This is a genomic window from Phenylobacterium sp. T106, from assembly GCF_057219735.1.
In genome coordinates, this window is record NZ_JBXVWA010000009.1 from 117,662 (window position 1) to 137,077 (window position 19,416).

Sequence of the window (19,416 nt, forward strand, 5' to 3'; positions counted from 1 at the left end):
CCGATAGCCGTTCAGGGGGAAGAATCCGCCCCGGACGTTGGGTCAGTCTAGCCCTTCCTTTCCCGGCGCACCTGTCCCCCGGCGCGCCGCGGGAAAGCAAGGTCACCGCGCCCAGAGCGACCTGGCCAGCACGCCCACCTTCGCCTCGACGGCGGCAGCCGCATCGAGGCAGACGTCTTCCCGGTAGCGCGAGCCGATCAGCTGGACGCCCACGGGATGGCCGTCGAGCAGGCCTGCGGGCGTGACCGCCACCGGGAGGCCCAGGACGCTGATCGCGCCCACGAAGCGCAGGTCGTTCCAGAAGATCTCGCGCACCGCCGCGTCGCCCTTGAGGTCGGCGTCGAACGCCGGGGTCGGGCGCACCGTCACGGGGGCCAGGATCACCGGGTACTCTTCCAGGAAGGCGAGCCAGTCGCGCAGCACCTTCGCCCGGTGCGCCACCGCGCGCATGTAGCTGGGCCCGTCCAGGATCGTGGCCATGTGGGTGATGCCCTCGAGCGCCCCGATGAACGGCGCGCTGCCCAGCTCGCGCATCTGGGGGGCCTGAAGGGTCTCGATCTCGGTGGAGATCAGGTCGCACCACAGCTTCCACGTGCCCGAGATGTCCGGGACCTCGACCTCGACCACCTCGTAGCCGGCGTCCGCAAGGTGGTCGGCGGCGCGGTCCACGAGCGCGAGCATGCGGGCGTCGCAGTCGAGGTCGTCCGGCATTCTCGCCTTGGCGACCCGCCGGGCGACCGGCGGACCCTCGAGCGGGGCGGGGACCCACCAGGGATCGCGCGGGTCGCGCCGGCTCATGGCCGCCAGCGCCAGGCGCACGTCGGCCACTTCGCGGCAGATCGGGCCCTGCACGCTCATCAGCTGGGCCATCGGCGGCCGCTCGGCCGTGGCGCTCGGGTTGAAAGCCGGCACGCGCCCCAGCGTCGGCTTGATCGTGCAGACGCCGTTCACCGCCGCCGGCCAGCGCAGCGAGCCGCCGATGTCGTTGCCGTGGGCGACCGCGCCGATTCCCGCCGCGATCGACGCCCCGGCGCCGCCCGAGGAGCCGCCGCAGGTGATCGCCGGGTCCCACGGGTTCAGCGTCTGGCCATGCAGCGGGTTGTCGGTGAAGGCCCGCAGCGAGAACTCGGGCGTGTTCGTCTGGCCGATCACGATCGCGCCGGCCTTGCGGAGGTTCGCGGTCACCGGAGAGTCGCCCGGCGCGATAGCGCCGGCCAGCCCGGGCACGCCGTTGGAGTTGGCCTGGCCCTCGACGTCGATGTTGATCTTGATCGTGACCGGCACCCCGTGCAGCGGCCCTGGCGGATCGCCCGCCGCCTGCGCCGCGTCGGCCGCCTTGGCCGCGGCGAGGGCCTGATCCGAGAGGTCGACGACCACCGCGTTGATCGCCGGGTTGGCGGCGCGCATGCGGGCGATCGCCGCCTCCGTGACCTCGACGGCCGAGACGCGTCGATCGCGGACCGCCGCGGCCGTCTCCGCCGCCGACCACTGCCAGATATCCGTCATGCCTCGCCCCCGCTTTGCCCAGACGCTACGCCCGCCGGCGCCGGTCCGTCGAGGTCAGCCGCGGCGACGCGCTCGCCCGCCGCCACGGGCCGTGGTAGGTATCGAAAAAAGGGTATGGAGGACGCTGATGGTTCGGAAGCTCCCGGCGCTGGCCGGACTGGTGTTCACGACGGCGCTGACGGCGGGGCCGGCTCTGGCCCGCGACGTGGGCGGGGTGGCGTGCACCACGCCCCAGCCCACGCGCTGCGACGGCGAGGCCTGCGTCCCGGCGCTGGCCGACCTGGGGAACGCCACGGACGCCAAGACGGGGCGCAAGTTCTGGCTGGACTATCCCTGCGACCTGAAGCCGAACGAAAAGGTCACCTTTATCCTCAACCTCCACGGGGCGGGATCCGTCGGGAACTGGCAGCGCCACTACTTCCCGGCGTCGGACTACGTGCAGAAGCACCGCCTGGTGGTGGCGACCCCGACGGCGGCCACCATGGGCTCGATGGGCTCGGGGCCCGGCGTGCGCCGGTGGGATGCGGCCGCGGACGACGCCCACCTGCAGAACATCACCGACTTCGTCTTCGGCGCCTTCGGCCGCCAGAACATCCGGGCCATGTGGCTGGCGGGACATAGCCAGGGCGGCTTCACGTCCAGCCGCATCGTCTGCACCGACTACTTCAAGGGCAAGGTGGACGGCTGGCTGTCGCTGTCCGGCGGCCGCGTAGGCCAGGCGCCGTTCGTCGCAGCCTTCGGGCCGCCCCGGGCCGACGGGTCGCCCCCGGCCCCGCGACCGCGCGGCGCGATGCCCGCCAGCGCGCCGCCGGCCTGCGACTTCAGCCACATCTTCGCCGTGGGACAGTACGAGATCGAGACCCTGCCGCCGACGTCGCCGCTGGCCGAGAGGTTCGGTTGCGCGCCGCGGGTGCGCCAGAAGGACATCGTGGACGAGCGGCCCGGCTATGTCTGGGACTACGCCCGCGCCGGCTACAAGGTCTGGGGCATGAAGGCGCGGCCGGGGACCAGCGAGGTCTACGCCTATCCGAAGTGCCGCGAGGGACGCGTGGTGGCCGACGTGGTCCGCATGGACAAGGGCCACACCGAGGGTCTGGAGCCCAAGGTCACCGAGGCTCTGGTCAGGATGATCGTCGCGGCGCCCGGCGGGAAGGCGCAGAGCGGGGGCTGAAGGCGAACCTAGGGGCCGGGCGCGCCCTGGCGCGCCGCCGGCGGCCGTTGGGGGGAGAGCGCGAGGTTCAACCGGGCCGCGCTCGTCGCGGGCTCGCCGCCCTGTGAGCGGGACCGCTCGCGGTCTTCGCAGGCGATGCGCTGGCCCCCGTGCAGGCCACGGCAGTCCGGCGGAATCGCCGCCATGCCGCCCGACGCGACGATCACCCCTCCCCGTCCAGGGCCGTCATCGACCGACGATGGGCCGGCCGGAGGCTGGGCTGGCGCCGGGGCGGCGGGGGGCAGGTAAGGCGCCCGGCTGTCGCGGGCCGCCGCGTCGGCCGGGGCCGCCGCCCGGGCCAGCGACGTCACCTCGGGGGCTGCGGGCGCGGTCCGCGGCGCCCGCGCCACTACCGCCGGGCGCTCGTCTCGTCCGGCCGGAGCATCCTCCACAGCGGCGGGCGGCGCAGTCCGCAGGATGGCGATGCGCGGCGGCGTCGCGGCGTCGCGGCGGGGTTCGGCGCCCGGGGGGCTGAGCGACAGATACGCCCCGCCCGCCGCCAGCCCAAGGGCGGCCAGCACGGCGGCGCTCCAGGCGTAGACCCGCGCCCTGCCTTGGCGAAGCGGCGCTGCGGCCTCGGCGCCGCCCACACGGTCGGCGCCCCCGGCAAGACGTGCGTGCAGCGCGCGCGAGACGTGGTCGGCCAGTTGCCGGCGGCCCGTCGCCTCGCTGCTGGCCAGCAGGGCCCGCAGCTGCGCGACCGACAGGGTGGCGAGGTCCACGCGCAGGCTGGCCGCTGCATCCGGCCCCTGACCGCTCGCCCTGCCTTGCCGAAGCGCCATGCGCTGCCCCTGCCTCGTCCACATAGCCAAGCGTTGGCGACGGCGGGAGTTCCCGGAGCGGCTGCGAACGGACGCCGGCTCAGGCGCCCGAGGCGTCCCAGACCCCGTCCCAGCCCGCCGGCGGCGGCGAGCGCCGCAGCGTCTGCGCACGCTCCAGCATGAGGCGCGAGGGGCCGTCCTGGGGCGCCGCCGCAAGCGCCGCCTCGAAGGCCGCCACGGCCTCGTCGTACTGCCCGGCGGCCAGAGCGCTCCGGCCGCGGGCGTACGCGTCCAGGGTCGCCTGCGGCACGGGCGCGTCCTGGGTCAGCACCTGGAATATGCGGGCCGGACGCCGCCGGCCGCGGACCTTCAGGGCGTCAAGCTCGCGCAGGACGTGGCCCTCCACGGCCGCCGCCGTGTCCTCGCAGACGATGACGCCGACGCCGTAGGCCTTGGTCACCCCCTCCAGCCGGGAGGCCAGGTTCACGCTGTCCCCGATGACGGTGTAGTCCATGCGCTTGGGCGAGCCGATGGTGCCGGCGACCACCTGGCCGGTGGCGATGCCGACCCCGAGGCGGACCGGCGGCAGGCCGCGGCCGCGCCGGCGTTCGTTGATCTCGCTGATCATGCCGGTCATCGCGACGGCGCTGTCGACGGCGTTCTGGGGATCGCGGTCCGAGCTCAGCGGCGCGCCATAGACCGCCATGATCGCGTCGCCGATGTACTTGTCGAGCACGCCGCCGTTGGCCGCCACCGCCTCGAAGAGCTCGGTGAAGATCTCGTTGAGCATGTCGACCGTGTCGCGCGGGCCCAGGTGCTCGGCGAGGCTGGTGAACCCGCGGATGTCGGCGAACAGCACGCTGGCCTGGCAGGCGGCGCCGAACAGCAGGGCGTCGTCACGGCCCATGATCTGGTCCACCACCTCCTGCGTCATGAAGCGGCGCATGGCCCCCTGCAGCCGCTTTCCCTCGGTGATGTCCTCCACCAGGATCAGCAGGCCTACCCGCTCGCCCCCGGCGACCAGGGGCACGATCGAGATGTTGGCCGAGATCGCATCGCCCCGCAGCGTCTTCAGGTCGGCGTCCAGCAGCGTCTTCGGCTGGCTGCTCGACGCGACCGCGGCCAGCTCGGCCAGGAGCCAGGGATTGTGCTCGGCCACCTTCAGGTTCAGGCCCTCGGGCAGCTCGGCGTCCGGATCGACCCCCAGGATGCGGCAGGCGGCGGCGTTCAGCTTCACGATCTGCGCGTCGCGGTTCAACGTCACCACGCCGGTCGACATCGAACGCAGGATGCTGTCGTTGTAGTTCCGCTCCGACGCCACCTCGCCGAACAGGGTGGCGTTCTCGATCGCCACCGCCGCCTGGGCCGCGAAGGCCCCGATGCGCGCGGCGTCGGCCTCGTCGAACACCGCGCCGTCCAGCCGGTTCACGGCCTGCATGACGCCCAGCTTGCGCCCGTCCCGCGTGATGATGGGCGCCGAGATGACCGTCCTGGTGCGGTAGCCGGTGGCCTGGTCCACCGCGGCGTTGAAGCGGGGATCGGCGTAGGGGTCGGTGACCGTCTCGATGACGCCCCTGGTGAAGCAGTCGCCGGCGAGTCCCGCGCTGGCGGCGAAGCGGATCTCGCGGCTCTCCAGACCCTCGGCCACCATGGACCAGAGCTCGTGCGAGCGCTCGTCGTAGAGGAACAGGGAGGCCCGGTCGGCCTGCAGGATCTGCGAGGTGGCCTGAACGACCCGGCGAAGGAGCGGCTCGAGCTCGATCTCGCTCGCGATGGCGATGTTCACGTCCAGGAGCTGGCGCAGCTCGCGGCTGTTCAGCTCGGCGGATTCGATCGCCCCGTCCCACCGCTGGGCCATGATCACCAGGTGGCTGAGCAGCATGACGAACATGCCGAGCGGCATGAGGTCGAGCCCGGCGCCAGCCTGGGGGACGAAGCCGTTCGCCATGAGGTCGGTGAAGATCAGGGTCGCGAAGAACACGACCATGCCCAGCAGGTAGACGGCCGCGCCCTCACGCCCGCGCACGGTCGCGGTGATCACCAGGGCCAGGACGTAGGCCATCACGGCGATCCGCACCCACAGCGAGTAGTAGGCGACGAACGACAGGCCCAGCAGACCGCCATAGGCGGCGCCGATCACCAGGGCCGCGAAGTCGGCGACCAGGACCGCGATCATCGCCCGGAGCGCCAGCCGAGGGCTCTCCTGCGGGAACAGGTGGCTCGTGTAGATCACCATCGCCGTCAGCGAGACCACGACGGTCAGGTATTCCAGCGCGCGCATCGCCAGCAGCGGCATCGACGGCGCCAGCAGGAGCAGCAGGTTGTCGTGGCTGAACATCGCCAGGACCGGCATCACGGTCACGCAGGCGACGCCGAACCATAGCCAGCCCAGTTCCTTGCGGCGGAACACGAAGATGACCAGCCCGTAGCAGGCCAGCAGCAGGCACGAGCTGAGCAGCAGCATGCTGCGCAGCCAGTCCATGGCGATCCAGCGCGTCATCTGCTGGGCCGCGCCGAACACCGGAGCCGCCTCCAGGCCGGTGTCGCGCTCGTGGAAGCCGGAAATGTCGATCCGGATGTCCAGCGGTCCGCCGTCGGCGTCGATGGCGACGTCGTGGGCGCGGATGACCGGGTCGGTGGTCGCCCGCGTGAGACCGGGCACGCCTTCCTGCGAGAGGACGCGGCCGTTCACGCTCACCCGCGAGGCGGTGTAGATCGTGGGTACGTAGAGGATGTAGCGCCCGGGCTTCACGCCGGTGAGCTGCAGGCTGTAGCTCACGGCGCCGTGCATCGGCAGGCCGCTGTCGCCGGCGGTCCAGAGGCTCGGGACCTCGATCGGCCGCACCGTCCCGGCCGGCGGACCCGGTGGGCCGCTGAGCCACGTGAGGCGCCACTCGCCCCCCAGTTCGACCGGCGCGCTGAGGGGGCCATGCCGAGAGAAGTCGACGGCGCCGTCCACCGGGCGCGGCGCCGAGCCGTCCAGGGACGCCACGAAGATCGGCGCGCACAGCAGGCACAGGCTCGAGATGATGGCGAGCGCCAGGACGACCAGCCCGTTGCGCGGCGCGGCGAGGGCGCGGAAAGGCGCGATCGCTCCTGCCGCGCGGTCCGCTGCCGCCAACGCCACCCCCTCCATGCGCCCCGCCGGGGTCACCTTGGCCCGGTCCGCAACCTATGACTGCCCCAGAGCGCCGCGCCGGTCCATGCCCGAAACGCTCGCGTCAGGCGTCGATGCCTGCGAGGCGGTCAAAGCGGGCCCAGGTCTGCGCGAAGTCCGACGGCGTCGCATCGGGCGTCGCGCCCGCCAGCCCGGCCTGCCAGGCCGCTTCCGCCGACTCGGCCGCCTGCCAGCAGTCGGCGACGGTCCGCGTCCGGGTGGCGGCGTCCGCGTGGCGCACCGCGGCGATCCTGCGGCGGAGGTCTTCCTCGAGCGCGTCCCGCTCGGGCGCGATGTGCAGCAGGGCGGCCTGGTAGTCGCCACGGATGACCGCGCGGTGAAGCCGCTCGTGCCGCCACCACAGCGTCGAGGGGTCCTCGCGGTCGCCCGCCGCCGGACCGTGCCGGGGCAGGGGCAGGTCGACGAAGGCGGGCTTGAACACCGAAAGGCATGGCGCGGCCGTGCCCGTCACCCAGGCGAGGGGCGGGGCCTCTGCGCGCAGTTCGGCCGCCATGGAGCCGGTGGTCTGTCCGCCGCGATCGTCGCCCGCGGCGTGCATGCAGACAGACCGTGTCGGCGCCGTGGCCGGACTCCAGTCCGCGGCGCCGTCGTCTCCGTGCGTGCGTAGGGCGGCCATCACCGCGCCGAGGCCGATCGCCGGCGCATCGGCCGCGAGCCGGCCCGCCGACTGCGCCTGGCGCAGGCGCGCCTGTCCCAGGTGCTCGCGCTCGGGGTCCGCCAGCGCCTCGGCGTAGCCCCGCGCGGCCGGATCCGGCCAGCCCGCGTCCGCGATCACGCCGTCGAGCCCGTCGCTCCGGCGGTCCGGTCGCGCGATCGAGTAGATGTTCGAGATCGTCCGGGCGCCCGTCGCCCGCTCGACCAGCCACTCGCGACCCACCGTCTCGAGCACGAAGGCCTCCTGCGGATCGGCGACGATGTAGCTGTTGTGATAGTAGGCCGGCGTCAGGTGGCCGCAGTCGCCGCCCTGGCCGTGCTCCGCCAGCAGGGCGCAGATCACCTCGACCGCCTCGGCCGCGCTCTGCGCCCGCTGCAGCGCGAGGCCCGCGAGGTCCATGCCGATCAGCGCCGGCGCCTCCGGGGTCGGCCCGCGCGTGTAGACGGCTTCGTTCCCGATCGCCACGCCGTGGACGTTGAGGCCCATCTCCGGACCCCAGGTCCAGAACGGCCGGCAGAACAGCGCCCGGTGCGTGCGCCGCGCCTGCGGGACCGACACATAGGTGCAGGCGACGGTCTCGCCCGGATCATGCTCGCCGGCCTCGACGATCTGGAGGACGTGCGCCTCGTTGCGCTGGCGGTCGCTGTTCTTGCCGAACAGCATGACGCCCCCCGCCGTCACCTGGGGCGTCGCCACGACGGTGTCACACATGGTTCCTCCCGGGGTCGGCGGCGAAGCTAGCAGCGCGCCGGTGCGCCGCAAGCGCCGGGCTGCGGCCGGCGTCAGCAGGCGCTTATGGGGCGGGCCGTAAGCGGGGCTGCACTGTCGCCGCACGGCCGCACGGTCCAGTCGAGGTTCAGCCGCAACCGGAGACGACCGATGCAGACGCTGGAAGTCTGCCGATGGGACCCGCTGGTCCGCCTGACCCACTGGGGCGTGGCGGCCGGGGTCGTCGCGAACGGCGTGTTCACGGAGGAAGGCTCGGGGCCTCATCAATGGGTTGGCTACGGCGTGGCCGCTCTGCTGGCGCTGCGGTGGGCGTGGGGCTTGATCGGGCCGCCCGAGGCCCGGTTCACCGCCTTTCGGCCCAGCCTGAGCCGCGCCGCCCGGCATGTGCGGGAGATCGTCCGCGGGGCGCCGGCGTCCGCGCACCGTTCGCACAATCCGCTCGGCGCGCTGATGGTGTACGCGCTCTGGGGGACGCTGGCGGTCGTCATTGGGACCGGCGTCGCCATGAACGGGCCGCCCGGTGTCTCGACTCCCCGGATCGAGGCGGACTCTATTGCGCAGCCGGTCGTGACGGCCGATGCAGATGACGACGACGATCGGCGTGGCGCGGACCGCGAGGACCGTCGCCGGGGCGAGGGGGGCGGCGAGGCGGTGGAGGAAGTGCACGAAGTGGGGGCAAACCTGCTCTTCGGACTGGCGGGCCTGCATCTTCTCGGCGTGGCCTTCGAAACGCGGCGCAGCGGGCGCGGGATCCTGCAGTCGATGCTGCCGGGCCGGCGGACGGCCCGGTCCGCCAGATGAGCTCGAGGTCCTCCCCAAGGCTCGAGCCGCGGGCCGGCGCCATCGCCGCCGTCGTGGCCCTCCAGGCGCTGGCGGTGACCTTCTTCGTCATCGACGTGGCCGCCGATCTCGCGGCCCGGGTGGGCCCCGCGCACGTCACGTTCGAGGCGATGGCGGTGCTGGCGCTTCTTGCCGGCGTCGTGATGGGCTTGCTTCAGCTTCGCGCGCTGCTCGCCTCGGGGCGGCGCAAGAGCGAAGCGCTGGCCGTCGCAGCGGGGGCCCTCAGTGAGGTGATCGAAAGCCGCGCCCGCGAATGGGGCTTCACGCCGGCGGAGAGGGACGTGGCGGTGTTCGCCCTAAAGGGCTGCGACATCGACGACATCGCGCGTCTACGAAACGCGGCGCCCGGGACCGTCAGGGCGCAACTCACCCGCGTCTACCAGAAGGCCGGCGTCGGGTCGCGCGCGGCGCTGGCGAGCCTGTTTCTCGACGAGTTGATCGGCGCCCCGCTCGCCCGAACGTCCGACCCCAAGGGCTGACGGCGAGACCGCCGCCCTCCGGGCCACCTCTCACCAACGGGTCTGATCCGCCCCCGGCCTTCGCCGCCGGACCGACCTGCCACGCCTCGACTTCAACTCAGCAGCCACCAAGGAACCCCCATGTCACGTCACCTCAGCTCAACACTCGCGGCCGTCGTCGTCGCGCTCCTGGCCGGGAGCACCGCCCAGGCGGCCGTCTGCATCGGCGCCTGCGGGACGCTCGGCGCGGACGGCGACGTCACGGCCCCGCCGGGCGGATCAAGCTACGGCTGGGTTTCCACGGCCGGCGGCGTCACCGGCAAGGGCCAGATCGACTCGGTCGGCGGCACGAACGGCTCGGCCTTCATCACATCCTCGTTCGCCGCGAACGCCGGCGACAACCTGCACTACGACTTCAACTTCGTGTCCTCGGACGGACAGAGCGGCGAAGGCAGCTTCATCTACGAGGACTACGCCTTCGTGCAGCTGGTCGACGCGCTCAGCGGCGACCTGATCGCCATGCTCTTCAACGCCCGGACCGAGCCCGCCGGCCTGATCTCGCCCGGCCTCGGGCTGCCGCCGGTCGATCCGGGCGTCACCCTCACGCCGCCGATATCGCCCCTGACGCTCGGCTCCGGCGCCAACGGCGGCCCCGTCTGGTCGCCGCTCGGGTCCTACTCGGGGGCGTGCTGGGGGCCGGGATGCGGTCTGACCGGCTGGATCAGCGCGGACTACACCGTCGCCGAAGACGGCGACTACCGGCTGGTGTTCGGGGTCTCGAACTGGGGCGACGAAATCTACGACACCGGCCTCGCCTTCACGGGGATCAAGGTGGGCGGCTCCGACATCGGAGACCACGAGGACCCGGGCGATGACGACGACGGCCCCGGCGCCGTGCCCGAGCCCGACGTCTGGGCGCTCATGGTGCTCGGCTTCGGCGGCCTGGGCGCGATGCTGCGCAGCGGGCGGCGGCGGCGCCTGGCCTGACCGGGCGGGCCATCCGCGTCGCACCATTCCTACCGGGTCTGTAGAATTTCGGTTGCGGCCTGTGGTCGCGCCCTGTAGCCAGGTGGCGCGGGATGAAGCGGTGTCCCGTTCAGGCCAGGGCCCAACCACCGTCTGACTCCGCTCGGGGTGACGCATGGGCCACAGGGTCGAACCTGCAAGATCAGACATCAGAGGATGGCTCCAGCGCGCACGGCGCGGCGCGGCCGCGGTGGCCGGGACGGTCCTGGCGGGAGCCGGGGGCGTCGCGGTCGCGGCGGAGCCGTCCTGGACCGTATCGGGCTCGATGCGGCTCCGATATGAAGTCGTGTCGAACCAGGTTCGGCCGGGATTCAACCGCGCCGACGACCTTGTGAACCTTCGAACCACGCTGTTCGCGGAGCACCGCCGCGGACCGCTGCGGCTGGGCGCAGAACTGTACGACAGCCGCGCCTGGGGCGGAGACCGGGGCACGCCTGTGGGAACCGGCGAGGTCAACGCGTTCGAGTTCGTCCATGCTTACGCGGCGCTCGACCTCGGGAGCGGAACGCCGGCGCCGGCCACGCTGCAGGCCGGCCGGTTCCTGCTGAACCTCGGCTCGCGCCGCCTCGTGGCCGCCGACGACTACCGAAACACGACCAACAGCTATACAGGCCTGCGCGTCGACCTTGCCCCGGCGGGCCTCAAGGCCACCCTGATCTACGTGCAGCCTCAGCTGCGGCTGCCGAACTCCCCGGACTCGATCCTCGACAACCGCCAGCGCATCGACCACGAGGGCCGCGACCTCGAGCTCTGGGGCGGCGTCGTGGCGAGGCCCAAGGCCATCGGGGACGTCACGCTAGAGGCGTCCTACTTCCACCTTTCGGAGGAGGATCGGCCGAGCCGACCCACCCGCAACCGTCGGCTCGATACGTTCGGAATGCGGGCGGTGGTCGATCCGAAGCCCGGGCTCTGGGACTACGAACTGGAGGTCATCGGCCAGACCGGCGCCATCCGGGCCGGCGTCCGGCCCGCCGATCCGGAGCTCTCCGTTCGGGCCGGCTTCGTCCATGGCGAGGTCGGCTACACATTTGTCCATCCGTGGCGCCCTCATGTCTCAGCCGAGTTCGACGCGGCCACCGGCGATCGGCCGGGTGGGCGCTACGGGCGCTTCGACACCCTTTTCGGCATGCGCCGGGCCGATCTGGCGCCCGCGGGCCTCTACAACGCGATAGGCCGCGCGAACCTCATCACGCCCGGCCTGCGTCTGGAACTCGCGCCATCCCCGGCCCTGGACGCCTTCGTCGCTGTCCGAAGCCTCTGGTTGGAGGCGCGCCGGGACGCTTTCTCCACCACCGGCGTGCGCGACCCTGCCGGCCGATCCGGCCGCTACGCCGGAGCGCAGCTGGAAGGGCGCGCCCGCTACTGGCTGGTTCCTGGGCGGGTGCGCGCGGAGGTCAACGGCGTCTGGCTCGCGAAGGGGCGCTTCCTGCGCGACGCGCCCAACGCGCCCCGGTCGGGAGACGAGACCTACGCGTCGCTCAACACGACCGTCACGTTCTAGTTCGGGGGCGGCCCCGCGCCGGAAATATTCGTGTAACGTGGATTGCGGACAATCTGCGGCTGCTCACGTACGCGTGGGCGGTTTGCATGCCGTGCGGCCGCGCACATCATAACGTGCATAGGGAATGGGGACCCATCGATGACCAAAAGCTTCGGCCTCGCCGCCCTCCTGGCCTCGACGGCCGTCATCTCCTCCTGCGCCACGGACCAACCCACGACCGCCGCGCTCACCGGCTCGGCCGTCAGTGCGTCGGCCACGACGCCGGCGACCGTCGACAACTTCATGCTGGTGGACGCCAACCTCGAGGCGCACGAGCTCTATCGGCTGGCCGACGCCCCGGCCGTCGTGATCGTCACCCAGGCGAACGGCGATGCGACCCTGCGCGGCGAGGCCTCGGCGCTCAACGCGATGGCGAAGGCCTACGGCGCCAAGGGCGTCGAGTTCCGCATGCTGAATTCGTCCCTCAAGGACAGCCGCGAGTCGGTCCGGGCCGAGGCCGAGAAGGTCGGCTACGCCCTGCCGATCCTCATGGACAACAACCAACTGATCGGGGAGAGCCTCGGCGTCACCCGCTCGGCCGAAGCCTATGTGATCAACCCGAAGACCTGGACGGTGGTCTACCGCGGTCCCGTCCAGGGCGCGCAGGCGGCGCTGGACGCGTTCCTCGCGGGCAGGCCGGTCCCGGCCGCGACCATGGCCTCGAACGGCGCCCTGATCGCCTTCCCCGAGCGCGGCGCCGACCACGCGAGGCTCACCTATGTGAAGGACGTCGCGCCGATCATCGAGAAGAACTGCATGGCCTGCCACCAGGAAGGCGGCATCGGGCCCATGCAGCTCACCAGCTACGAGATGGTGAAGGGCTTCTCGCCGATGATCCGCGAGGTGATCCGCACCGACCGGATGCCGCCCTACAACGCCGATCCGCACGTCGGGAAGTTCTCGGACTCGAAGAACCTGACCCCCGCCGAGATCAAGACGCTGGTGCACTGGGTGGAAGCCGGCGCGCCGCGCGGGGAGGGCGCCGATCCGCTCGCCGGAAAGAAGCACGTGGCCGCCGAGTGGCCGCTGGGCAAGCCGGACCTCATCCTCAACATCCCGGAGTACAAGATCCCGGCCTCGGGGGTGGTCGACTACCAGCGGCCCTTCACGCTGAACCCGATGACCGAGGGCAAGTGGATCCGCGCCACGACGGTGAAGCCCGGTGACCGCCAGGCCGTGCACCACGTCCTGACCGGCTGGATGAAGGAAGCGCCGGCCAACGGCGTGGCGTCCGAGACCCGCTGGCGCGGCTCGGTGGGCGGCTATGCGGTGGGCGCCGAGTCCAACGTGTTCGGCGGCGACGTGGGCACTTTCCTGCCGGCCGGCGGCGCCGTCGGCTTCCAGATGCACTACACGCCGTACGGCAAGGAGACGGTCGACCGCACGCAGATCGGGGTCTACTTCCGCGACACCGCGCCCAAGTACATGATGCGCAGCGTGGTGGTGATCGACGGCACGATCGAAATCCAGCCGAACGCGCCGCGGCACAAGGAAACGGCCTACGTCGAGTTCCCGAACGACGCGCTGCTCTACTCGGCGTTCCCGCACGCGCACTACCGGGCCTACTCGTCCGATCTGTGGCTGCAGACGCCCGACGGCAAGAAGACCCTGCTGCTGAGCCTGCCGCGTTACGACTTCAACTGGCAGCGCAGCTACACCTTCGCCGAGCCGATCAAGATCCCGGCGGGCTCGAAGCTGATCGCCAACTACGTCTACGACAACTCCAAGCGGAACCCGGCGAACCCCGATCCCTCGATCAAGGTGACCTGGGGCGAGCAAAGCCACGAGGAGATGCTGTTCACCTCGGTCAGCTTCCGCTGGCTGGACGAGACGGCGGCCAAGCAGGTCGACTCCGACGCCCGCTTCGCCCAGACCCGCATGATCGGGATGATGGACGACAACCTGGACGGCAAGATCCAAAAGGCCGAGGCGCGCGGGACCATGGGCCGGATGATCGCCCGCTACTTCCCGATGATCGACAAGGACGGCGACGGCGCCATCGACAGGGCCGAGCTGGCCGCCGCCCAGTCCATGCTGCCCCAGCGTCGCCGGGGACAGCAGGCCGACGGCCCGAACGAGAACACCCCGCTCAGCTGATCCGGATCCTGCCGGACGGCGCGAAGGCCGCACCCGCCGGGTGCGGCCTTCGTCGTCTCAGGGCTCCCAGTAGACCTCGATGAGATGGCCGTCGGGGTCGGCGCAGCGGAACCAGACGAAGTCCGGTTCGTGTGTCAGCGGCTCGCGGATCGTGACGCCGGCGTTGTCCAGTTCCGAGAACAGGTCGTCCACGGCCTGCGCGTCGCGCAGCCGGAAGCCGAAGTGGGCCCAGGGTGGGAAGTCGTCGGCCGGGCCGGCGGCCAGCGCTAGGTCCAGGCCTGCCTCGTCGCGGAGGAACAACGTGCCGTCGTCCTGGACGACGTGGCGCCGGAACCCGAAGTGGCGGGTGTAGAACGCCGCCGCGTCTTCGACCGACGCCACGTGCAGATGCAGGTGGTTCAGCTGCATGGCCGGAAGCTTACGGCCCGGCGCCCTTGCGCGGGAAGCCCCGTCTATTGCGCGGCCTGCTCCTGCGCGTAGCCGAGCTGTTCGTTGAGGCGGTCCAGCACCGTGATCGCAGCCTCGGGGATGACGGAGCCGGGCGGGAAGATCGCCGCGACGCCCATCTCCTCCAGCGCCTTGAAGTCCTCGGGCGGGATGACGCCGCCGACGAACACCAGGATGTCCGGCCGGCCCAGCCTGGCCAGCTCGGCCTTCAGCTCGGGCACCAGCGTCAGGTGGCCTGCCGCCAGCGAGCTTGCGCCCACCGCATGCGCGCCGGCCTGCACGGCCTCGGCGGCGGCTTCCGCGGGGGTCTGGAAAAGGTCGCCGATCTCGACGTCGAAGCCCAGGTCGGCGAAGCCCGAGGCGATCACCTTCTGGCCGCGATCGTGGCCGTCCTGGCCCATCTTGGCGACCATGATCCGCGGCTTCTTCCCGTCGGCCTGGCGGAACGCCTCGGTCATCGCGCGGGCCCGGTCGGCGGCGGGCGTCGAGCCCGCCTCGCGCAGGTAGACGCCCTTCACCGCGTCGGCCTTGGCCTTGTGGCGGCCGAACACCTTCTCGAGGGCGAAGCTGATCTCGCCGACGGTGGCGTGGGCGCGCGCCGCGGCGACCGACAGTTCGAGCAGGTTGCCCTTGCCCGCCGCGCCTGCGGTGAGCGCATCGAGCGCGGCGGCCACCGCCTCGGGGTCGCGCTCACGCTTCAGGCGGTTCAGCTTCTCGAGCTGGGCGTTGCGGACGGCGGTGTTGTCGACCTTGAGCACCGGGATGTCGTCCTCGACGTCCGGCCGGTAGCGGTTCACGCCCACGACGGTCTGCTGGCCGGAGTCGATCCGCGCCTGGGTGCGGGCCGAGGCCTCCTCGATGCGGCGCTTGGGCAGGCCGTCCTCGATCGCCTTCGCCATGCCGCCCAGGGCCTCCACCTCGGTGATGTGGGCCAGGGCGCGCTGGGCCAGGTCGGCGGTCAGCGCCTCGACGTAGAAGCTGCCGCCCCAGGGATCGATGACCCGGGTCTGGCCGCTCTCGATCTGGAGGAAGAGCTGGGTGTTGCGGCTGATCCGCGCCGAGAAGTCGGTGGGCAGCGCCAGCGCCTCGTCCAGCGAGTTGGTGTGCAGGCTCTGCGTCTGTCCCCCCACGGCCGCCATCGCCTCGATCACGGTGCGCGGCACGTTGTTGAACACGTCCTGCGCCGCCAGCGACCAGCCCGACGTCTGGGTGTGGGCCCGCAGGCTCAGCGAGCGGCTGTCCTTCGGGTCGAAGTGCTGCTTCATCAGCTTCGCCCAGAGCAGGCGGCTGGCCCGCTGCTTGGCGATCTCCATGAAGACGTTCATGCCGGCGTTCCAGAAGAACGACAGGCGCGGCGCGAACTGGTCCACCGTCATGCCGGCGGCGACGCCCGCGCGCACGTACTCGACGCCGTCGGCCAGGGTGTAGGCGAGCTCGAGGTCCAGCGTCGCCCCGGCTTCCTGCATGTGGTAGCCGCTGATCGAGATCGAGTTGAACCGCGGCATCTCCTTCGACGTGTAAGCGAAGATGTCCGCGATGATCCGCATCGAGGGACCGGGCGGGTAGATGTAGGTGTTCCGGGTCAGGAACTCCTTCAGGATGTCGTTCTGGATCGTGCCGGCCAGCTTCTCATGGGGCACGCCCTGTTCTTCCGCCGCGACGATGTACAGCGCCAGGATCGGCAGGACCGCGCCGTTCATGGTCATCGACACCGTCATCTTGTCGAGCGGGATGCCGTCGAACAGCGTCCGCATGTCGAGGATGGAGTCGATGGCGACGCCCGCCATGCCCACGTCGCCGGTGACGCGCGGGTGGTCGCTGTCATAGCCGCGGTGGGTGGCGAGGTCGAACGCGATGGACAGGCCCATCTGCCCGGCGGCCAGGTTGCGGCGGTAGAAGGCGTTGGAGTCCTCGGCCGTGGAGAAACCCGCGTACTGGCGGATGGTCCACGGGTTCGTGGCGTACATCGTGGGGTAGGGGCCCCGCACGAACGGCGCCAGGCCCGGGAAACCGCCCAGCTCGGCGACGCCCGCGATGTCGGCGGCCGTGTAGGACGGGCGCACGACGATGCCTTCCGGCGTCTCCCAAGCCGGGCCCGCCGGCGCCGGGAAGGCGGCCGCTGGGCCGTCGAAGGGCAGCGTGGAGAAGTCGGGGAAGCTCGTCATGACCGGGTCTCCCGGCGGCCCTCGCGCAGCGCCGGGACCGGCGCCGGCGCAAGCGTGGCCTTGCGATGGGGGTGCGGCGCGGACCCGTCGGTCCCAGCCCGGGCCCGGTTGGGCTCCGGCGCCTCGCGCGGCGCGAAGGAGGCGAGGAAGTCGCAGATCATGCGGCGACCTCGTGCTTCTCGGAGAGGCGGACCGGCGTCAGGGGCGGGCAGGCGCCGTCGGGGCCGGGCAACCGGACCTCCGGGGCCTGGGCGCGGGCGCCGGGCTCCACCTCCACGGTCGAGGCCTCGGTCGGGGGGAACGCGGTGACGCCCAGGATGCGCGGCTCCCCGCGCGCCGCCACAGCCTTGGCGACCTCGGCGGCCACAAGGCTCTTCTCAAGCGCCGCCGCCAGGCCGCCTGCGGCCTCGAAGGCCTGCAGGTGCGCCCAGGCCGCGCGGGCGATCTGGTCGGTGAGGCTCTCGAGGTAGCCCGCGCCGGCGCCGGGATCGGCCACGCGCCCGACGCCGGCCTCCTCCATGAGCACCAGCTGGGTGTTGCGGCTCTGCCGCCGGGCGAAGGCCGTCGGCAGGCCGAGGGCGTCGGTGAAGGCCCCAAGCACCACCGCGTCGGCGCCGCCCACGGCCGCGGCGAAGCCGGCCGCCGTCAAGCGGATCATGTTGGTCCAGGGGTCCTGGGCGGTCAGCATGCGGCGCGACGAGCGCACCTCCAGCCGGGCCTGGGCCGTGCCGCCCGACGCCGTGGCGATCCGGGCGAACACCGCCCGCGCGGCGCGCAGCTTGGCGATCACCAGGAAGTAGTCGGCGTCCGCCGACAGCCCCAGTGTGATGCGCGAGAACGCCTCGTCCACCGCAAGCCCTGCGCGGACCAGCGCCCTGGCGTAGGCGACGGCGGCGGCGGCGGCCACCGCCACCTCCAGCGCTTCGCCGCCGCCGGCCTCGTGCGCGGCCCGGCCGGAAGCCAGGAAGAGCTGCGCGTGCGGGTAGGTCTGGGCGTGCCGCGCCGCGACCGTGGCGGCGCTCACCACGTGGCTCTCCACGGGCCCCGCGCTGCGGCCCGCCTCGGCGAACGCGCCCAGCGGGTCGAGGTTGAAGGCAAGCCGGGCGCCGGGGGAGGACTTCGCGACCGCATGCAGGGCGTCGGCCGCCATCGGTCCGGCGAATCCGGCGTCTAGGCCCACGGGCGCGAGTTCCACGATCACGTCCTGCAGCGCCCGGGCCATGGCGTCCGGGGCGGCGTGACCGGCCACGATCACCGAGGCCGCGCCGCCCTCGAGGTCGGCCAGCAGTTCGGCGTTCACCCGCGCGGGATCGGCATGGGCCGAGAGCGTCCGCAGGTCCCAGGGCCGGTCGGCCGCGACGGGGCGGGCCGGGAAGGCCGCGGGCGCCGCGCTCGCCGCATAGAGCGGGGCGATGGGCAGCCCCTCGGCCGTGGACTTCTGGAGGCTTTCGAATGGCTTGTCGCCCAGCGTCTTGGCGACCAGCGCGCGCCAGGCGTCCTCGCCGGCGGGAGGGAATCCGGGATCGAGCACATGCGGATCGGCCATGGGGCGACTTGCCTCCCGGCCGCGCCGGCCGTCAAGGTCACGTTGCGGGAGCCTCGCCCAGGTGGAATCCATCGCCGAGCGGAGCCTTACGGGCCTGCGGCGTCCGCGCCGGCCTCGACGACCCGATTCATCCGGGGAGGGCTCTTCCGCGACGCAGGGTCAACGAATGCAACCTGTCTTGCCGCACGTCGATCTATAGTATACGTCGTAAATTATAAGCTGCTCATCGAGGATCCGCCATGGCCCTGCCGCCCGTTCTCCGCGACCGTCTCCGTCTGCCGCTGATCGGCAGCCCGCTGTTCATCATCTCCGTGCCCGAACTGGTCATCGCCCAGTGCAAGGCCGGCATCGTGGGCTCGTTCCCGGCGCTGAACGCGCGGCCGGCCTCGCTGCTGCACGAGTGGCTGCACCAGATCACCGAGGAGCTTGCGATCTGGGATCGGGACCATCCCGACACGCCCTCGGCGCCGTTCGCGGTGAACCACATCGTCCACAAGACCAACGACCGGCTGGAGCACGACGTGGAGGCCTCCACCAAGTGGAAGGCGCCGATCGTCATTACATCCCTGGGCGCCCGCGAGGACGTCAACGCCGCGGTGCACAGCTACGGCGGCGTGGTGCTGCACGACGTGATCACCGACCGGTTCGCCCGCAAGGCGGTGGAGAAGGGGGCCGACGGCCTGATCCCCGTGGCGGCGGGCGCAGGCGGACACGCCGGCACGCTCTCGCCCTTCGCCCTCATCCACTCGATCCGCGAGTGGTTCGACGGCCCCGTCGCGCTGTCCGGCTCCATCGCCACGGGCCATGCGATCCTGGGGGCTCAGGCGATGGGCGCCGACCTGGGCTACGCCGGCTCGGTCTTCATCGCCACCAAGGAGGCGGCGGCGGCCCAGGGCTACAAGGACATGATCGTCGCGAGCACCGGCGAGGACATCGTCTACACCAACCTCTTCACCGGGGTTCATGGCAACTACCTCGCGCCTTCGGTGCTGGCCGCCGGGCTCGATCCGGAGAACCTGCCCAAGTCGGATCCTTCCGCCATGAACTTCGGCTCGGGCGGCAACCAGAAGTCCAAGGCCTGGCGCGACATCTGGGGCTGCGGCCAGGGCATCGGCGCGGTCAAGGACATCCCGAGCGTCGCCGACCTCGTGGCGCGCCTGTCCGACGAGTACGAGACGGCCAAGGCCGAACTCGCGCTCAAGACCTCCCTCACCGCCGGAAAGGCCCTGCTGGCGGCGGAGTAGGCCGCAGAAAAACT

The 19,416-nt window shown here is 71.9% G+C and carries 14 protein-coding genes; 7 read left to right on the forward strand and 7 right to left on the reverse strand.

What is annotated here, in order from left to right:
- Positions 1-102 precede the first annotated feature (102 nt).
- Positions 103-1,506 carry an amidase family protein gene (locus AC2D8W_RS18695; RefSeq protein WP_484672795.1) on the reverse strand — a complete coding sequence of 468 codons (1,404 nt, stop codon included), beginning with the start codon at positions 1,504-1,506 and terminating at the stop codon, positions 103-105.
- Positions 1,507-1,633: 127 nt separating this feature from the next.
- Here AC2D8W_RS18695 and AC2D8W_RS18700 point away from each other — a divergent pair, with 127 nt between their 5' ends.
- Complete coding sequence (locus AC2D8W_RS18700) at positions 1,634-2,677, forward strand: hypothetical protein (protein ID WP_484672796.1); 1,044 nt, start codon at positions 1,634-1,636, stop codon at positions 2,675-2,677.
- Positions 2,678-2,685: 8 nt separating this feature from the next.
- On the opposite strand, the gene AC2D8W_RS18705 is transcribed toward AC2D8W_RS18700, so the two are convergent.
- The 3 genes from AC2D8W_RS18705 to AC2D8W_RS18715 all read right to left on the reverse strand — a co-directional run bounded on the left by AC2D8W_RS18705 (position 2,686) and on the right by AC2D8W_RS18715 (position 8,021).
- Positions 2,686-3,498, reverse strand: coding sequence for a hypothetical protein (locus AC2D8W_RS18705; RefSeq protein WP_484672797.1), 813 nt, complete (start codon positions 3,496-3,498; stop codon positions 2,686-2,688).
- Between the two features lie 79 nt (positions 3,499-3,577).
- Positions 3,578-6,598 (reverse strand): adenylate/guanylate cyclase domain-containing protein, encoded by a 3,021-nt coding sequence (locus AC2D8W_RS18710; protein ID WP_484672798.1) that lies wholly within the window; start codon positions 6,596-6,598, stop codon positions 3,578-3,580.
- Between the two features lie 100 nt (positions 6,599-6,698).
- Positions 6,699-8,021, reverse strand: a complete 1,323-nt coding sequence (locus AC2D8W_RS18715) for a peptidase C69 family protein (protein ID WP_484672799.1) — start codon at positions 8,019-8,021, stop codon at positions 6,699-6,701.
- Between the two features lie 168 nt (positions 8,022-8,189).
- Here AC2D8W_RS18715 and AC2D8W_RS18720 point away from each other — a divergent pair, with 168 nt between their 5' ends.
- The 5 genes from AC2D8W_RS18720 (at position 8,190) to AC2D8W_RS18740 (ending at position 14,000) form a co-directional block, all read left to right on the forward strand.
- Positions 8,190-8,840 carry a cytochrome b/b6 domain-containing protein gene (locus AC2D8W_RS18720; RefSeq protein ID WP_484672800.1) on the forward strand — a complete coding sequence of 217 codons (651 nt, stop codon included), beginning with the start codon at positions 8,190-8,192 and terminating at the stop codon, positions 8,838-8,840.
- Between the two features lie 53 nt (positions 8,841-8,893).
- Positions 8,894-9,358 (forward strand): helix-turn-helix transcriptional regulator, encoded by a 465-nt coding sequence (locus AC2D8W_RS18725; RefSeq protein ID WP_484672801.1) that lies wholly within the window; start codon positions 8,894-8,896, stop codon positions 9,356-9,358.
- A gap of 120 nt (positions 9,359-9,478) precedes the next feature.
- Positions 9,479-10,324 carry an NF038132 family protein gene (locus AC2D8W_RS18730; protein ID WP_484672802.1) on the forward strand — a complete coding sequence of 282 codons (846 nt, stop codon included), beginning with the start codon at positions 9,479-9,481 and terminating at the stop codon, positions 10,322-10,324.
- Between the two features lie 304 nt (positions 10,325-10,628).
- Positions 10,629-11,864 carry an alginate export family protein gene (locus AC2D8W_RS18735; protein ID WP_484672803.1) on the forward strand — a complete coding sequence of 412 codons (1,236 nt, stop codon included), beginning with the start codon at positions 10,629-10,631 and terminating at the stop codon, positions 11,862-11,864.
- Positions 11,865-12,002: 138 nt separating this feature from the next.
- Positions 12,003-14,000, forward strand: a complete 1,998-nt coding sequence (locus AC2D8W_RS18740) for a redoxin domain-containing protein (RefSeq protein WP_484672804.1) — start codon at positions 12,003-12,005, stop codon at positions 13,998-14,000.
- Between the two features lie 57 nt (positions 14,001-14,057).
- Here AC2D8W_RS18740 and AC2D8W_RS18745 read toward each other — a convergent pair whose 3' ends face one another.
- The 3 genes from AC2D8W_RS18745 to AC2D8W_RS18755 form a co-directional block, all read right to left on the reverse strand.
- Positions 14,058-14,408, reverse strand: a complete 351-nt coding sequence (locus AC2D8W_RS18745; protein ID WP_484672805.1) for a VOC family protein — start codon at positions 14,406-14,408, stop codon at positions 14,058-14,060.
- A gap of 44 nt (positions 14,409-14,452) precedes the next feature.
- Positions 14,453-16,612, reverse strand: coding sequence for a methylmalonyl-CoA mutase (scpA, locus tag AC2D8W_RS18750; protein WP_484672806.1), 2,160 nt, complete (start codon positions 16,610-16,612; stop codon positions 14,453-14,455).
- A gap of 157 nt (positions 16,613-16,769) precedes the next feature.
- Positions 16,770-18,158: a methylmalonyl-CoA mutase family protein gene (locus AC2D8W_RS18755; protein ID WP_484672807.1), complete on the reverse strand. Its 1,389-nt coding sequence runs from the start codon at positions 18,156-18,158 to the stop codon at positions 16,770-16,772.
- A 239-nt stretch (positions 18,159-18,397) separates the two neighbouring features.
- On the opposite strand from AC2D8W_RS18755, the gene AC2D8W_RS18760 reads away from it, so the two are divergent.
- Entirely contained in the window at positions 18,398-19,402 is a 1,005-nt protein-coding gene (locus tag AC2D8W_RS18760; RefSeq protein WP_484672808.1) for an NAD(P)H-dependent flavin oxidoreductase, read from the forward strand.
- Positions 19,403-19,416: the final 14 nt, after the last annotated feature.

Excerpts from the sequence above, each read along its gene's own strand:
- AC2D8W_RS18720 (WP_484672800.1), top strand. The coding sequence starts at position 8,190 with ATGCAGACGCTGGAAGTCTGCCGATGGGACCCGCTGGTCCGCCTGACC.
- AC2D8W_RS18705 (WP_484672797.1), bottom strand. The coding sequence starts at position 3,498 with ATGGCGCTTCGGCAAGGCAGGGCGAGCGGTCAGGGGCCGGATGCAGCG.
- AC2D8W_RS18760 (WP_484672808.1), top strand. The coding sequence starts at position 18,398 with ATGGCCCTGCCGCCCGTTCTCCGCGACCGTCTCCGTCTGCCGCTGATC.
- AC2D8W_RS18755 (WP_484672807.1), bottom strand. The coding sequence starts at position 18,158 with ATGGCCGATCCGCATGTGCTCGATCCCGGATTCCCTCCCGCCGGCGAG.
- AC2D8W_RS18745 (WP_484672805.1), bottom strand. The coding sequence starts at position 14,408 with ATGCAGCTGAACCACCTGCATCTGCACGTGGCGTCGGTCGAAGACGCG.
- AC2D8W_RS18700 (WP_484672796.1), top strand. The coding sequence starts at position 1,634 with ATGGTTCGGAAGCTCCCGGCGCTGGCCGGACTGGTGTTCACGACGGCG.
- AC2D8W_RS18735 (WP_484672803.1), top strand. The coding sequence starts at position 10,629 with ATGCGGCTCCGATATGAAGTCGTGTCGAACCAGGTTCGGCCGGGATTC.
- AC2D8W_RS18695 (WP_484672795.1), bottom strand. The coding sequence starts at position 1,506 with ATGACGGATATCTGGCAGTGGTCGGCGGCGGAGACGGCCGCGGCGGTC.
- AC2D8W_RS18740 (WP_484672804.1), top strand. The coding sequence starts at position 12,003 with ATGACCAAAAGCTTCGGCCTCGCCGCCCTCCTGGCCTCGACGGCCGTC.
- AC2D8W_RS18715 (WP_484672799.1), bottom strand. The coding sequence starts at position 8,021 with ATGTGTGACACCGTCGTGGCGACGCCCCAGGTGACGGCGGGGGGCGTC.
- scpA (WP_484672806.1), bottom strand. The coding sequence starts at position 16,612 with ATGACGAGCTTCCCCGACTTCTCCACGCTGCCCTTCGACGGCCCAGCG.
- AC2D8W_RS18730 (WP_484672802.1), top strand. The coding sequence starts at position 9,479 with ATGTCACGTCACCTCAGCTCAACACTCGCGGCCGTCGTCGTCGCGCTC.